At 63.5% G+C, this 15,167-nt stretch carries 15 protein-coding genes; 9 read left to right on the plus strand and 6 right to left on the minus strand.

The window, feature by feature from the left end; translation table 11 throughout:
• Positions 1-322: 322 nt before the first annotated feature.
• From gap to NY78_RS17060, 3 genes are all read right to left on the minus strand, one after another.
• On the minus strand, positions 323-1,339 hold the full coding sequence (gap, locus tag NY78_RS17050; RefSeq protein ID WP_043638571.1) for a type I glyceraldehyde-3-phosphate dehydrogenase: 1,017 nt from the start codon (positions 1,337-1,339) through the stop codon (positions 323-325).
• Between the two features lie 10 nt (positions 1,340-1,349).
• A complete protein-coding gene (locus NY78_RS17055) occupies positions 1,350-1,910 on the minus strand; it encodes a GAF domain-containing protein (protein WP_043638574.1) in 561 nt (186 codons plus the stop codon).
• Between the two features lie 179 nt (positions 1,911-2,089).
• A complete protein-coding gene (locus NY78_RS17060) occupies positions 2,090-3,157 on the minus strand; it encodes a GGDEF domain-containing protein (RefSeq protein WP_043638577.1) in 1,068 nt (355 codons plus the stop codon).
• A 251-nt stretch (positions 3,158-3,408) separates the two neighbouring features.
• Here NY78_RS17060 and dksA point away from each other — a divergent pair, with 251 nt between their 5' ends.
• The 9 genes from dksA to NY78_RS17105 all read left to right on the plus strand — a co-directional run bounded on the left by dksA (position 3,409) and on the right by NY78_RS17105 (position 12,896).
• Positions 3,409-3,771, plus strand: coding sequence for an RNA polymerase-binding protein DksA (gene dksA, locus NY78_RS17065; protein WP_043638579.1), 363 nt, complete (start codon positions 3,409-3,411; stop codon positions 3,769-3,771).
• A 174-nt stretch (positions 3,772-3,945) separates the two neighbouring features.
• The gene (locus NY78_RS17070) at positions 3,946-5,478 is read left to right on the plus strand and encodes an NFACT RNA binding domain-containing protein (protein WP_043638582.1); all 1,533 of its coding nucleotides are present in this window, start codon (positions 3,946-3,948) and stop codon (positions 5,476-5,478) included.
• 94 nt (positions 5,479-5,572) lie between these two features.
• Positions 5,573-6,547, plus strand: coding sequence for a PhoH family protein (locus NY78_RS17075; RefSeq protein WP_043638584.1), 975 nt, complete (start codon positions 5,573-5,575; stop codon positions 6,545-6,547).
• Positions 6,522-8,828 (plus strand): HD family phosphohydrolase, encoded by a 2,307-nt coding sequence (locus NY78_RS17080; RefSeq protein ID WP_043638587.1) that lies wholly within the window; start codon positions 6,522-6,524, stop codon positions 8,826-8,828. Before NY78_RS17075 ends, NY78_RS17080 begins: the two co-directional genes overlap by 26 nt.
• Complete coding sequence (gene ybeY, locus NY78_RS17085; protein ID WP_043638588.1) at positions 8,825-9,253, plus strand: rRNA maturation RNase YbeY; 429 nt, start codon at positions 8,825-8,827, stop codon at positions 9,251-9,253. The genes NY78_RS17080 and ybeY overlap by 4 nt, the downstream gene beginning before the upstream one ends.
• A gap of 99 nt (positions 9,254-9,352) precedes the next feature.
• On the plus strand, positions 9,353-9,784 hold the full coding sequence (locus NY78_RS17090; RefSeq protein WP_043638591.1) for a LexA family protein: 432 nt from the start codon (positions 9,353-9,355) through the stop codon (positions 9,782-9,784).
• Between the two features lie 3 nt (positions 9,785-9,787).
• Positions 9,788-11,068: a Y-family DNA polymerase gene (locus NY78_RS17095; RefSeq protein ID WP_043638594.1), complete on the plus strand. Its 1,281-nt coding sequence runs from the start codon at positions 9,788-9,790 to the stop codon at positions 11,066-11,068.
• A 209-nt stretch (positions 11,069-11,277) separates the two neighbouring features.
• On the plus strand, positions 11,278-11,994 hold the full coding sequence (locus NY78_RS17100; protein ID WP_043638597.1) for a TerC family protein: 717 nt from the start codon (positions 11,278-11,280) through the stop codon (positions 11,992-11,994).
• A 107-nt stretch (positions 11,995-12,101) separates the two neighbouring features.
• A complete protein-coding gene (locus NY78_RS17105) occupies positions 12,102-12,896 on the plus strand; it encodes a tRNA1(Val) (adenine(37)-N6)-methyltransferase (protein ID WP_043638600.1) in 795 nt (264 codons plus the stop codon).
• 68 nt (positions 12,897-12,964) lie between these two features.
• Here NY78_RS17105 and NY78_RS17110 read toward each other — a convergent pair whose 3' ends face one another.
• From NY78_RS17110 to NY78_RS17120, 3 genes are all read right to left on the minus strand, one after another.
• Positions 12,965-13,207 carry a hypothetical protein gene (locus NY78_RS17110; protein WP_043638603.1) on the minus strand — a complete coding sequence of 81 codons (243 nt, stop codon included), beginning with the start codon at positions 13,205-13,207 and terminating at the stop codon, positions 12,965-12,967.
• Between the two features lie 389 nt (positions 13,208-13,596).
• Positions 13,597-14,148, minus strand: coding sequence for an AmmeMemoRadiSam system protein A (gene amrA, locus NY78_RS17115; protein WP_043638606.1), 552 nt, complete (start codon positions 14,146-14,148; stop codon positions 13,597-13,599).
• An 80-nt stretch (positions 14,149-14,228) separates the two neighbouring features.
• Positions 14,229-15,092 carry an alpha/beta fold hydrolase gene (locus NY78_RS17120; protein WP_043638608.1) on the minus strand — a complete coding sequence of 288 codons (864 nt, stop codon included), beginning with the start codon at positions 15,090-15,092 and terminating at the stop codon, positions 14,229-14,231.
• Between the last annotated feature and the right edge of the window lie 75 nt (positions 15,093-15,167).

A 15,167-nucleotide genomic window follows, 5' to 3' on the forward strand; every position in this document is an offset into this window, starting at 1 on the left:
GCCTCCGGCGGCCGGGGGGATGATCCCCCCGGACCCCTCAACGGGAGAAATTTTTCAAGGGGTTCTTGGCGCTGACCGATCATCCGGTCGACTGTGGACCGGGACGGCTGAAGCAAGACGCCTCAAGGGAACCTCCGTCTGCTTCGGCGGCTGAAGGGATGCTCCCCCGCCCCCCTGATTCGCACGAGTTGCGAAAATCCTTAAACCAGTATTTCTTGAGTGTCAAATAATTTGATAAACAAAGATATTGCTTGAAAAAACAAAAAAGCGGGAGGGCCGAAGCCCTCCCGCCGTGCAGACGAGGTTGAAAAATCCGGAAGCCCTAAAGACCCTTTTCGGCCATGAAGGCCACCAGATCGGCCACCCGGCAGGAATAGCCCCATTCGTTGTCGTACCAGGCCAGGATCTTGGCCATGTCGCCGCCCTGGACAAAGGTGTACTCGGCGTCAACGATGGAGGAGCGGGGATCGGCCTTGAAATCCGAGGACACCAGCGGCAGCTCGGAAACGCCCATGATGCCGGCCAGCGGTCCGGCGGCAGCAGTCTTCAGGGCGGCGCGCAAATCTTCGGTGGTGGTGGATTTCTCCAACTGCACCACGAAATCGACCAGGGAAACGGTGGGTGTCGGGACGCGCACCGAAAGCCCGGAAAATTTGCCCTTGAGTTCCGGAATGACCAGGGACACGGCCTGAGCCGCGCCGGTGGAAGTGGGGATCATGTTGCAGGCGGCGGCCCGGGCCCGGCGCAGATCCTTGTGCGGCAGATCGAGAATACGCTGGTCATTGGTATACGCATGGATCGTGGTCATGACCCCCTTGACGATGCCGAACTGCTCGTGGACCACCTTGGCCACCGGGGCCAGGCAGTTGGTGGTGCAGGAGGCATTGGAGAGGATGTGATGGGCGGCGGGATCGTAGCGATCCTGGTTGACGCCAAGCACGATGGTAAGATCCTCTTCCTTGGCCGGCGAGGTGATGATGACCTTCTTGGCTCCGGCATCGATGTGGGCCTGGCATTTGGGACCGGTGCGAAAGATGCCGGTGGCTTCGATGACGACGTCGATGCCAAGCTCGTTCCAGGGCAGGCCCCGGGGGTCGCGCTCGGCGTAATTGCGGATACGCCAATCGCCGACGACCATCACATCGCCTTCGACCGAGGCGGCCACGGGCAGCTTGCCGTAGTTGGTGTCATAGGACAGCAAATGGGCATTGGTGCCCACGTCGAAAAGGTCGTTTATGGCCACAACGTCCATGGCTTCGACGTGGCGTTCGAGAATGGCTTTGAGTACCTGCCGGCCGATGCGGCCGAACCCGTTGATGGCGATACGTAGTTTTTGCATGGGCCTGCTCCTACTCGTGCATGGTGTATTCGTAGGCGGTCAATAGTTCGTAATCGGTCCGCAGGGCCTGATGCAGCCGGGCGTTTTCAATGGCCATGGCGCTTAAGTTGGCAATGGCCGTGGCAAAATGGATTTCGCTGGCTTCAAATTCGCGGATGTTGTCGCAGTACAGGCGCATGACGCCGATGGTGCGGCCCTCGACGGTCAGCGGCAGGGCCATGACCGAGGTGATGCCTTCCTCGCGGGCGGCATCAGGATACTGGAAGCGAGGATCATTGCCGGCGTCCTTGATCTGGACGACCTTGCCGGTCAGGGTTTCCTGGTCGATTTTGCTCTTGGACACTTCCACGGTGCCCTTGCGCAGATAGCCTTTGCTTAAGCCGTACGACGTGCCGGACAGCAGGGTTTTGCCCTGGCGGTCAAGCAGCCGGATGGAGCAGGCCTTGGCCGAGAGCGCCTTGGTCGCCTGTTCGGCAATGGCATGGAGCACGGTGGCCGGTTCAAGACTCGAATTGATGCACATGGCCACATCATAGAGGCTGCGATAGTAGGCGCATTCCTGTTCGCTCATGATTCCCTCCTGCAAGGGTCTGTTGCACCCGGGCGGTGGACGATCCGCCAGCCGGGAAGATACCCATGCCGGCCTTTTGCGAAGGCCGGATGGCAATTGGGTGGCAGCATACGTATTTCGGATGAAAAGAAAAGATATTCGTAATACCCGAAAAGCGTCGGGACGAACGGCGCTTCGGCTCAGGCCCGGGGAGCTTCAAACTGGGCCACATTGTTGCGGCCGGAATGTTTTACCTGATACATGGCCGCGTCGGCAGCGCCGAGAAAGGCCTCGGCATCCATGCCGGGCGTCAGTTCAGCCACGCCGATGGAGACCGTAAACCGGATCGGCTCATCGGCCAACCTGCCATCAATACGCGGCAAAAACTCATAATGCTGCACGGCCAGCCGGATGGCGTCGGCATGAAATTGAGCTTGGCTGCCGTCGATGTCGCACACGAGCACCAGCTCGTCGCCGCCAAAACGGGCGGCAAACCAGCCATGCCGGCCGGCATGGGCGTCGATGATCTTGGCCAGGGTGCGCAGGACGTCGTCGCCGACCACATGGCCGTAGACGTCGTTGATGGCTGTCTTGAAGTTGTCCACGTCGATCATCATGGCCGAGAGCGGCGCGTCTGTGGCCTTGGCCCTGGCGATGGAGGCGCGCAGGTGCTCTTCCAGGGAACGGCGGTTGTGCAGGGGGGCCAAAAGCGGATCCACCTGGATGATCCTTTCGAGTTGTTGGGCCTTGCGCTCCCAGGCTTGGGCCTCTTCCCGGTAGTGGACGAGCATGGAGGTGATCAGTTGGCGCAGGCGCGGGATCATCACCGCCGGGTCCTCGCCGCCGGCCAGGGTATCCATGGTTTCGCGGCCGAAACGGCCCACGAGCTTGGAGCGTTCCTGCTCCGAGGACAGGGTTTCTTCCAGGAAATCCGTAATGGACCGGGCCAGGGATTCGGAAGCGGCCTGCTCCGAAGCCAGTTGCTCCCGCATGGCGACCATGGGCAGATGATCGGTCAAAAACAGTTCCACGCCGCGCAGCAGCCGTTGCAGGTGGGCCTCGGAAGGATCGCGCCGGGCCAGCTCGGAAAAAACATACTCCTGCAGGCTCTTTTTGCGGGAATCATCAAAAATGGTGAATTGTCGCAGCAGATTGCGGACGAACAATAAGACGGCCAGCCAGGATGCGTCGTTGCCGCAGCCTATCTTTTGCAATTCGCCGCAGATGTTGCGGATTTCGCATGGCGTCTCCTGACACCCAGTGCCCATAACTGTCTCCTTTGCCGGCACTCGCTCCGTCCTGGCTCCGCGGGCGTCGCCTCTTCCTTGCCTCCCTACCTTGCCGGCGCGTCAGGGGCAAGCGGCTCTTGGCCGGGACGCCGCCGGGCCTCCCGCTGCCGATGGAAGTCCCTGTGACATTTTGGCCTACCGGCCAATACCCCTTTACCTCTCCAAGACTTTGGATTAGTGGAGTCGATTTTCAAGCCGGAGCTGTTGAGCCGGCGGCCGAGGAGGACTTCATGGATCCCAAGGACGTCGATTTTTTCCGCGAACTTTTAAACGGTATGCTTCAGGATATCCTCAAAAAGGGTGAAGAGACCATTGAGGATATGACTGATACCGTCGAGGTCTACGCCGACCCGGCCGACCGGGCCACGGCCGAATCCGACCGCGCCTTTACCTTGCGCCTGCGCGATCGGGAACGGCGGTTGATCAAAAAAATCAAGGAAGCCATCGAGCGCATCGATGACGGCACGTACGGCGAGTGCGTTGAATGCGGCGAGGACATCAGTGTCGCCCGGCTCAAAGCCCGTCCGGTCACCACGCTTTGCATCAAATGCAAAAGCCGTCAGGAAGCCGACGAGGACCTTCGGGGGGACTAGTCGGCCCGCCGTCTGACGCGGTCGCAGCAGCAACGCCGACTCCCAAGCGGGAGCACGGCAATGCGGCTTCTGCGTCAGGCCGGTCTGTTGCGCCCCGGCGCGCCGCCCCGCGGTGTTCCGACCGGACTCCGCCGGCAGCCCGTTGCGTTGTCCGCCGGAGGGAGGCGAAAGCCCATGGAGGCCGTTTTTTTTCGTTCGCTGGTTCGTGAGCTGATGGAAGCCCTGCCTGGCGCCCGGGTGGAAAAGGTGTTTCTGCCGGTGCCCAATGTGGCCACCCTGACCTTCTATCTGCCGGCCGGCCGGGTGATCCCCGGCTGCGAGGCCAAAAAAACCGTCCATCTCCACGTCCGCTACGGCACAGGCCGGTATTTTCTTTTCCTGTCCGGCCAGAAGACCGCCCAGCCGGAACGTGCGCCATCGGCGGCCATGCGCCTGCGCAAATATCTGCGCGGCCGGCGCGTGCGGCAGGTGGTGGCCGACTGGCCCCGCCGTCGGCTCGTCCTCGCCTTTACCGGCGAAGGTCCGGCCCTGGCCCTTGATCCCCGCTCCTTCCCGGTCCTTATTGATGCCCCTGCCCCGGAGCAGCCGACGCTGCCGGAACCCGCCTGGCCATCCCTTGAGGCCGCCGTCGGCGACCCTGATATCTGGCAGGCCCATCCCCAGCTTTCCCCGAATCTCCGCCGCCGTCTGATCGCCCTGCCGGCAACGGAACGCTCGACCGTCTACTCCCGGCTGGCTGCAGGCGCGGCCGACGGCTTTTTCCTGGAGCAAAAAAACGGCGAACCGCTGGCCCTGTGGCCCGTAGACTGGCCCGGCACGCTGCCGCGGACGCACACCGTCAAAGCCTTTGCCACGGCCTTGGAAGCCGCTGCCGCCTTCGGCCTGCCCCTGGCTTTTGGCGAGGTCTCAGGCCGCCGGGACGCCCCCGAGGTCGCAGCCGGGGTCGCCTCCCGGCGACGGCAGGCCCGGGCCATGGATCGCCTGGCCGCTGACGAAACCCGGATGCGGGCCTTTATTGCCCGCAAGGTTGACGCCGACGCCATTGCCGCCAACCTCCACACTTTGAATAAAACCGCTAAAATTCCAGAACTTTCCCTGCCTACACCGGAAGGCGGCCGACAGACGCTGCGGCTTGATCCGGCATTGACCATCCTCGGCAACATGCAAAAGCTCTATCATTTGGCGGCTAAAGGCGAACGAGGGTTGGCCGCCATCGCCACCCGCCGTAGGGACTTGCAAGGCGCAAAAAAAGACTTACAAGGTCGGGAACACCGTCTGCAACACGCCGCCGTCAGTCCGAGTCCGTCAGGCAGCCTCAAGGGTGTCGCCGCGCATGTCTACCGCACCTCAGACGGCTTTTTGGCCCTGCGAGGCAAAAACGCCAAGGCCAACGACCAGCTCCTGCGCCTTGCCAGCCCCTTTGACCTGTGGTTCCACGCAGCCGACGGCCCGGGAGCGCATGTGATCCTGCGCCGTGACCATCCCGGCCGCGAAGTGCCGCGCCAAAGCCTTCTGGAGGCGGCAGGACTGGCCGCCCTGGCCAGCTGCGCCGCCGGCTCGGGCGCGGCCGACGTGTGGATGGCCCGGGTGGGCGATGTCCGGCGCGTCAAGGGCGCGGCTCCGGGGCAGGTGACGGTGTCGCGGATTTTGGAAACGGTGCGGGCGGCTGTGGACCCGACCCTGGAATCACTGCGGGAACCAACATGATCGCACGGTTTTACTTGTTCTTGCGGATGCGTTGTATTATTTGCGTGACCGGAGTGCGCGCAGGTTTCGGACCGCAAACGGGCGTTGTGACGTTATGATGGAAACACTGTGCTTGGAACGCCGGCTCGAATTTGATGATTCGGAGCTGGCCAGGGACCTCTTTGGGCCCCACAATGAAAATATCGCGCTGATCGCCGGTAAATCCGGGGCGCGTCTCGACACCCGGGGCAACGCCGTCATCGTGCGAGCCGACTCCGAAGAAACGCTCACCCATGTGGCCAACGTGCTGGTGCAGCTGTATGGCCTGCTGCGCCAGGGCAAACCAGTGTATCCGGCCGATGTGGAACAGGCCCTAAGCGTCCTGGCCCGGGAACCCGAGGCCAGCCTGCAGCGGGTCTACCGCGAAGAATCCCTGATTGTTTCCGCCAAAAAGACCATTGCCCCGCGCACGGCCGTCCAGCGCGAGTACATTGCCTCCATCCGCCGCCAGGACCTCGTCTTCGGCATCGGCCCGGCCGGCACCGGCAAGACCTATCTGGCCGTGGCCATGGGCGTCAGTTTTCTGCTGGAGCGCCGGGTCAAGCGGCTTATCCTCACCCGGCCGGCCGTGGAAGCCGGCGAAAAACTCGGTTTCCTGCCCGGCGACATGGTGGAAAAAATAAATCCCTACCTGCGCCCCCTCTACGACGCCTTAAATGACATGCTCGATTTCCGCAAAGTGCGGGAAATGCTCGATACCGGAGTCATCGAAGTGGCTCCCCTGGCCTTTATGCGGGGCCGGACCCTCAATGATGCCCTCATTATTTTGGATGAGGCCCAAAACACCACCCCCGAACAAATGAAGATGTTCCTCACCCGCCTGGGACTGGCCTCCAAGGCCGTGGTCACGGGCGATGTGACCCAGGTCGACCTGCCGGCTCATACGGCCTCGGGTCTGGTCGAGGCCCGGCGGGTATTGCACAATGTACGCGGCATCGATTTCGTGACCTTCAGCGATGCCGACGTTGTCCGTCATCCCCTCGTGGGAAGGATTATTCAGGCTTATGAGCGAGATAGTCGACAGGGTTAAGCGGGCCATGAAAGGCCCCTCCCCGGTCCAGTCGGCAAACGGGTTCACGGTTCCCGACTGGGCGCCGGGTTTTCTGTTTTTCCTGGCCGTCACCTTCACCTTGTGTTTCGTTGCCCGCCTGGGCCTTGACACCTCGGTGCGCCTTTTCACGGCCGGCGAGATCGCCACCCAGGACGTGGCCGCCGATCAGACCATGCAGATCGAGGACATGGAAGCCACGGCCCGTCGCCGCGAGCAGGTGACCGAGTCCCAGCCGCCGGTCTTTGACGTCAGCCCCCTGCCCTATGAGGCCCTGGCCAAAAACGTCGAGGATATTCTCACTTCGGTCCGCGCAGCCGCTCCGGGCGAGGACCTGGAGAAACTGCGCTGGCAAATCGCTGAAAATCTCAATACCGAGATCGGCGGCGACATCATCGAGGTCTGGCGGCAGGACGATTTTCGAAATCTCCTGCAAAAAGACGTATTGCCCTGGCTCAAGGAGAACTACGAACCGGGCGTTGTCAGCAACTCCTCGGTCTTTATGCCGTACAAAAGCGGCATCCTCCTGCGCGACCTGCCCTCGAAGATGGAAACGTTGCGCGTCGATACCCACGACATCAAAGATACCAAACAGATCAAGGACGACCTGGAGCATCTGCTCAAGGTCTCGCTCAACAAGCCCTTCCGTCTGCGAAAAGCCGTTTACACCCTGGTCTATCCGCTCATTGCCCCCAGCATGACGCTGAACCAGGACACCACCCAGGTCCGCAAGGCCGAGATCGCCCGGGCCGTGGAACCGCTCTATTATATCATTAAGAAGGGTGAGATCATTGTGCGCCAGGGCGAGCGGGTGGGACCGATCCAGCAACTCAAGCTCCAGGCGCTGTATTCCCACCGCAAGGGTCCCTACAACCTTCTGCGGGCCACGGGTCTGTTTGGCATGTGCCTTATGTTCCTGGCCGTGCTGTACGTCTCCCTGGAACGGGCCGGCATCAAGCGGATACGCAGTACGGACTGGGTGTTTCTCGGGGTGGTGCTGCTCATCTTCGGCATGCTGGCCAAGATGGCCGATGTGGTCACGCTGCCCGGCGGCGGCGGACTGCCGGAGGCAACGCGCTCGATCTATTTTGCCTTCAGCCTGCCCATGGCCGGCGCGGCCGGCATCCTGGCGCTCTTTTTCTCCAAGCGCCTGTGCATCTTCATAAGCCTCATCCTGTCCTTTCTGGCCGCCAACATGGTGTACGCCGGCATTGGCGTCTTTTGCTATTATTTTGTCGGTTCGATGATCTACATCTATCTCATCAAGCGTTCGGAAACCCGCTCCCAGCTCTTCAAATCCGTGCTGCCGCTGCTGGCCGCGCTCTATGTCATGTGGGTTTCGGTCAATCTGATGGACTTAAACGACCCGTCGGTGGTCGGGGCGGGACTGGCCTTCGTCACCCTGTCCGCCTTCCTGTCGCTTCTGGCCGTGGTCGGCATCGCCCCGATCATGGAGCTTATTTTCGGCTACACCTCGCGTTTCCGGCTGATGGAACTTTTAAACCTGGAGCAGCCACTGCTCCAGGAGCTCATGGTCAAGGCGCCGGGCACCTACCACCACTCGCTTATTGTCTCCAACATGGTGGAGGCCGGGGCCCGCAACATCGGGGCCAACCCGCTTTTGGCCAAGGTGGCGGCGCTCTACCACGACATCGGCAAGCTCAAAAACCCGCACTATTTCATTGAAAACATCTCCTGCAAGGAAAATCGCCACAACAAGCTCGCCCCGTCCATGAGCGCGCTGATCCTCATTTCCCACGTCAAAAAAGGCATCGAGCTGGCCCGGGAACATCGTCTGGGCGAGGCGCTGACCGATCTCATCGGCCAGCACCACGGCACCACGCTCATTGCCTACTTCTACCACAAGGCCAAGGAACTGGCCGAGGCCAAGGGCGATGATCCCATCCGCGAGGCTGACTACCGCTACCCCGGTCCCAAGCCCCAGTCCAAGGAGGCGGGACTGATTCTTCTGGCCGACGCCATCGAGGCCTCCAGCCGCACCCTGGTCGATCCGACGCCGAGCCGCATCAAGGGCCATATCCAAAACATCGTGCGCAAGATCTATACCGAGGGCGAACTGGACGAGTCGCAGTTGACGCTCAAGGACCTGACGCTTCTGACCGACACCTTCCACCGTATCCTGACCGGCATCTTCCACCAGCGCATCGAATACCCCAGCGCCAAGACGACCGAAAAAAACGGCAAGCACCGCGAAGAGCCTGCCTGCGCGTTGGACCCCAAGGCTGCGGAACACGCCGCATGATAGGCCTTGCCCGGGGCGTGTTCGCCCCTGATCTGCCGGCCTCCCGGCCCGAACTGGCCGCCCTGTGCCAGGCCATCCAGGAGGCCCTGGACCTCACGGGCCGGGAGTTCGATTTGCATGTGGCCGGCGACGGCGCTATCGAAGCGCTTAACCGGGAGTTTCTGGGCCTGCCCGGTCCCACCAACATCTTAAGCTTCCCGGCCGAAGACCCGGATCGGCCGGACTATCTGGGCGAAATGGCGCTGAGCCTCGACGCCGTTTCCCGCGAGGCCTTCCTCTACGGCCAGCCGCCGGGCCTGCACATGGCAAGGCTCCTCGCCCACGGATTTCTCCATCTGGCCGGCCTGGACCATGGGCCACTCATGGAGTCGCTGACCGAAACGGCCGCCGAAGCCGCGGCCGACCGCCTGGGCCTAGCCGACTGACCAAGGCCCGCCCCCTCTTTTGGCGCTTTGGCGCGGCCGGCCGCCTCCGGCCGGACCGCCAGCCTGGACAGGGGACCGGGAGTCTTTTACGGTGGCCGGATGGGACACCCGCCACTGGAAATCTTCGCCTTCGAGCAACGCACACCACTTGAACTGCCGCTCTATCTGGCCACGGTCTCGGCTGGTTTTCCCTCGCCGGCCGAGGACTATATCGACAAGAAGCTCGACTTAAACGAGCACCTCGTGCGCCATCCGGCCGCCACCTTTTTCGTGCGCGTGGACGGCGATTCCATGCGCGACGCCAATGTGGCCTCGGGCGACATTCTGGTGGTGGACCGGGCCGTGACGGCCAGGGACGGCCATATCGTCATCGCCGCCCTGGACGGCGAGCTGACGGTCAAGCGTCTGCGCCGCCAGGACGGCCGGCTCTACCTCGTGCCGGACAATCCCGACTACGCCGCCGTGGAAGTCTCCGCCGAAGCCTCCTTCGAGGTCTGGGGCGTGGTCACCTACATCATCCACAAGGCCTGATCCGTGCCCACGACCACCTTTGCCCTGGTTGACTGCAACAATTTCTATGCCTCGTGCGAACGGGTGTTCGCCCCGCATCTGGCCGGCCGGCCGGTGGTGGTGTTGTCCAACAACGATGGCTGCATCATCGCCCGCTCGGCCGAAGCCAAGGCCCTGGGCGTCCCCATGGGCCAGCCGGCCTTTCAGTGCCGGGACCTGTTCGCCCGGCACGGCATCGCGGTCTTTTCCTCCAACTACGCCCTCTACGGCGACATGTCGGCCCGGGTCATGGTCACCTTGTCACGGTTCGCCCCGGCCATGGAAATCTATTCCATTGACGAGGCCTTTCTCGACCTGACGGGACTGCCCGGCGGGGCGGCGGGGCAGGCCCGGCGCATTCGGGAGACGGTGGCGCGCTGGACCGGCATCCCGGTGTCCGTGGGTATCGGCCCGACCAAGACCCTGGCCAAACTGGCCAACCGGGCCGCCAAAAAGCACCCGGCCTGCGACGGCGTCCTGGATTTTTCGACCCATCCCGACCCGGATGCGCTCCTGGAAAGTGTCCCGATAGAAGACGTCTGGGGCATCGGCCGTCGCTACGGGGCCATGCTGGCCGGGCACGGCATCCTGTCGGCCCGGGCCTTTCGGGACCTGCCCCGGGAGTTTGTGCAAAAACGCATGACTGTCCAGGGCGTGCACACCCAGCTTGAACTGCGCGGCTTTTCCTGCCTCGATCTGGAAAAGGCCCCGCCGGCTCCGAAAACGCTCATGTCCTCGCGCTCGTTTGGCCGGGCAGTGACCGTCAGGGACGAACTGGCCGAGGCCCTGGCCGAATACGTGTCCCGGGTGGCGGCCAAACTGCGGCGACGCGGGCTTGTCGCTTCCGGAATGCAGGTGTTCGTGCAGACCTATGCCGATGCCTCGGGCCGCCCGCCCTACGCCAATACCGCCTGTGCCGCGCCGCCGTCCCCGACCGATCACACCGCCACGCTGATCAGTCTGGCCGGCCGGGCGCTTGCCGACATCTTTCGGCCGGGCTGGCGCTACAAAAAGGCCGGGGTGATCCTCCTTGGCCTGGAATCCCGGGCCGGCCGCCAGCTCTCCCTCCTGGACGCGCCGGCTCCCGAAGCGGCCCGCAACGCCCGCCTCATGGCCGCCCTGGACGCCGTCAACGCCAAATGGGGGAAAGACACCCTGGCCCCGGCCGCCTGCGGCATTGGCAAGCTCTGGGCCATGCGCCAGGAGAAACGCTCCCCGCGCTACACCACGGTCTGGGACGAGCTGCCCGTGGCCAGGGCCGGCTGAGAGGAACTGGACACGGGCCGGTCACACGGAGAGGCGGCCGGGATGTCCCACCGGCCTGGGCGGGTTTGCTCCGGGCTTGGACGTACGGTGGGCGGCCGCTCCCTGGCCTCGCCTCAGGGCCGTGTCCACCGGTCCCCGATCCGATGGTCCGGCAATCAATCCGGGGCGGCGTCGCCCGGTAACCGCAGCAAGTCCGAGGAGAAGTCGGCATGGCCCTTTTCACCGTCGAAAACCTGATCGCCTTTCTGACGTTGTCGGCCCTGGAAATCGTCCTTGGCATCGACAACATCGTCTTTATCGCCATCATTTCCAATGCCCTGCCAGCCGAAATACAGTCCCGGGCCAGGAAGATCGGTCTGCTTTTGGCCATGGGCACCCGCATCCTGCTCCTTTTGGGCATCACCTGGGTCATGGGACTGACCGCGCCAATCTTTGCCGTGCTTGGCCATGTAGTCACCGGCCGCGACATCGTGCTTCTGGCCGGGGGCCTCTTTCTCATCGCCAAATCCACCTTCGAGATTCACGAAAAGATCGAACCGGACAAGGGGACGGAACACGTCGGCCGCAAGGTCCGGGGCTTTGCCGCCGCCGTGACCCAAATCGCCATCCTGGACATCGTCTTTTCCCTGGATTCGGTCATTACGGCTGTGGGCATGTCCGGGGAAATCGTGGTCATGGTGGCGGCAGTGGTGGCGGCGGTCCTGGTCATGATGCTTTTCGCCGACGCCATCAGCCATTTTGTGTCGCGCCATCCGACGATACAGATGCTGGCCTTGTCGTTTCTGATCCTCATCGGCGTCTTCCTGGTGGCCGAGGGCCTGGGCCGACATATCGACCGGGGCTATATCTATTTCGCCATGGCCTTTTCCCTGCTTGTCGAGCTGCTCAACCTGCGGGCGCGCAAGGCCGATGCCGACGGACACTGATCACACCATGAGGGTGGTGCAAAAAGAGGGCAGGGGAAGAGGCTTCCGGCGGCCGGGGGCCTCAGGCCCCCGGACCCCCAAATGGGAGAAGTTTTTCAAGGGGTTCCATGCGCGAACTGCACGGACATGATACGAGCCGGACGGCCCGGGCTGCCTTCCCGCGCGGGCTGACCCAGCCCGAAGGCGGGTTCCGCTTCGGCAGCGACGCCCTGCTCCTGGCTGCCTTTGCCGCAACGCTGCCCGGGACACGGGCCGCCGATCTGGGCACCGGTTGCGGAGCGGCCGGCCTGGGCTGGCTCTTGGCCGCCCCCGACCCGGCGGGCACAGTGCTCGGCCTGGACAAGGACCCGGCCATGGCGGCGGCCGCCGGACAAAACGCTGCGGCCCTGGGGCTGGCCGACCGTTTTACGGCCGGCTGCGTCGATGTCCGGGCCATCCGCGAGGCCGACCAGCCCGGCCCGGAGTCCTGCGATCTCATCTTGTGCAACCCGCCCTACCGCGACCCGGCTTCGGGACGCCGGCCGGCCGGGCAGGCCCGGGACGCTGCCCGGTTCGAGGTGGACGGCAGCCTGCCGGATTTTGCCGCCGCCGCAGCCTATCTCCTGGTCAACAAGGGGACGTTCGCCTGCATCCATCTGGCCGAGCGCCTGACCCACGTGACCGCCGCCCTGGCCGCCTGTCGCCTGGAGATCAAACGCATCCTGCCCATAAGCCCGCGGGCCGGCGTACCGGCCCGGCAGGTGCTCCTGGCCGCCAGCAAAAACGGCGGCCAGGGACTGGTCCTTGAGCCACCCCTGCTGCTCTATCAGGGGACCGGCCGCGATACCCGCCTGACCGGCGCCGCCCTGGCCTTTTGCCCCTTCCTGGCTTGCAACCCGGCCCCGGGCGAGGCTGCCAAATAAAAGAGGGGATGCCAAAGCATCCCCTCGAGGCTGCAACGCGTCCTCCGTTGCCGCCTGCCCTCCCAAAACTATTTTCTGCCGAAAAGCGTCTCCGGACGCGGACCGGCGTAGGCAGCAGCCTGGGGAACCTCCAGGCGGCGCTGGGACAGACTCGCCTCGGTCAACCGGACCACCTCGCTTTGGGCTGCAGCCGTCACCGCCGGCGTCTCCCCGGACGTCTTGGCCTCTCTGGCCGGCAGCGCCGGCGGATCAGTCAGGTAACTGGCGGCCCCCAAAAAAGCGATGGCAGCGATGAGCAGCAGGCGTTTCATGTCCATCCCCCGTAGTTGTCTACCGCAAGCGGCGTTCCAGGATATATCCTCCTAGGAGCCAGTATCGTGCCAACCATAGACACGCAAAAGACAAGCAATTACAAGGGGTAAATCTGCACTTTGGCGGACCGTGTCGCTGCTTACCAAAAAATAGGAGGCATCCGGCAGGAAAATTGCCCATATTTCAAGAATTCGGTTTTCCGCCGGCAGCCCAACCCGTCGTCCTGCCGTCCTACGCAACCACGGGCGACGCAGAGGCGACACCGCCCGCCGATTTGGCAGCGTACCCGGGCAAATCAAACGAACCCCAGGCGGGATTCCAAAGGGCACTGCCCTTTGGCCGCCGGAGGCATTCCCCTTTTTCACTGACACGCCCCGGTGCCGGCCCGTTAAAAAACTTCCGCCTCGAACCAGAAAAGCGTCGTCTTCGGGTCCTTCCAGCAGCCCTGGGCCAAGCCGGCCTTGTGGCAGGTCTGGTCCAGAAACGTCTCCCGGTCCCAGCCCCACTCCACCGGCACCTGGGGCAGGAGCAGGCCGGAACGGCTCCCCTGGCGCACCAGCAGGCCATGGCGGCCCACCGTCACCAACGCCGGGTCCGGACAAGGGGCCAGGGGGCTTAGAATGGAGATTTCAATGGCCACATTTTCAAACTCCCGACGCGACAACGGCGGGAAGCGCGGATCGCCAAAGGCGGCCGCCTCGGCCATGCCGGCTATGGTCTCGTAAAGCGGCCGGTCGCCCACAATATGGCCGATGCAGCCCCGCAGGCGGCCGTCAATGGTCAGGGTGACGAACGCGCCAAACTGGCGACGAAGCGTCTCGGTCGGCGGCGGCGGCAAGGGCGGCTCGCGTCCGGCCAGACGGGCGACAATGACGAGCCGGACTAATTCCTTGAGGTAGTGCTTTTCATCCGGGGTCAGGGTGAAGTGGAAGGCATCCATGGCGTCTCCTGGGGGTAGGACAACCGTTTGACTTGCCCCCAGTGTGCCTCCCGGGCGGCGTAGAGGCAAGGGCTTGTCCTTTAGGAACCGCAAAACTCCCCAAGCATGCTGTAAAACTCGCCGGGCATGGCCTGCATGAGAAAATGACAGTCCGTGGGAAAGGGGCGCATGGGAATGTCGTGTTCGCCAAGGAAGGCCAGGGTTTCCGGGGCCACGTCCCGGCCATAGGCGTAGAGTTTGGGGATGGTCAGGGCGCACAGGGCCTCGCCGGCGGCGTGGCTCCATTTGCCGGGCAGGGACCGGGCCGTGCGGCGAACGGCCATCACGGTCTGCAAAAAAGCCTCTTCCCGACAGAAGCGCAACGAGGCATAGTAATGCCGACAAAAAGGGAACCGGCCGAGGTAGTCGCGGAAAATGGTCTGTTCCCGAAACTCGGCGTACCACTCGTCAAAACGCCCGGACAAGCGGGCCGCCTCGGCATGGGCGGAAACAAACGCCCCGAAGCGCGTGACCGAAGCTTCGGCCAGGACCAGCCCGGCCACTTCGCCGGGCGCCGCGTCGCGGCAGAAAAAGATGGCCGGGATGCCGCCCACGGAATGGCCGACGAGATACAGCCGGCTGGGGCGCAGGCCATGCTGCTCGCCCAGATGGGCCAGCACGTCGCGCACGCGCCGGGTTGCCGCCTCCATGGAATAGTCCAGGGCAGCGGCAGAGCCGCCGTGCCCGGCCATGTCCGGAACGATGAGGCTGACATCGGCCAGATACCGGGTGGCAAAGGCGTCCTCGAAGGCCAGACGCGAATCGCCCAGGCCATGCAAGAAGACCACGGCCGGGGCACGCCCCTCGGCAACGCGGGCCGTGACATGTACCGATGCGTCAAAGGTCGGGACAAGCAGATCGAGCGGCTGCCCGCCGCGCCGGCCAAAGGAGATCGTTCTCGCCATGATCGTAACCCAAACCTCACTTGATCTGACAGATAAATTACAATATTTAAGCTATTTGTACTCTTTGTCGCCCCG

Source organism: Desulfovibrio sp. TomC, from assembly GCF_000801335.2.
Taxonomy (GTDB): Bacteria; Desulfobacterota; Desulfovibrionia; order Desulfovibrionales; family Desulfovibrionaceae; genus Solidesulfovibrio.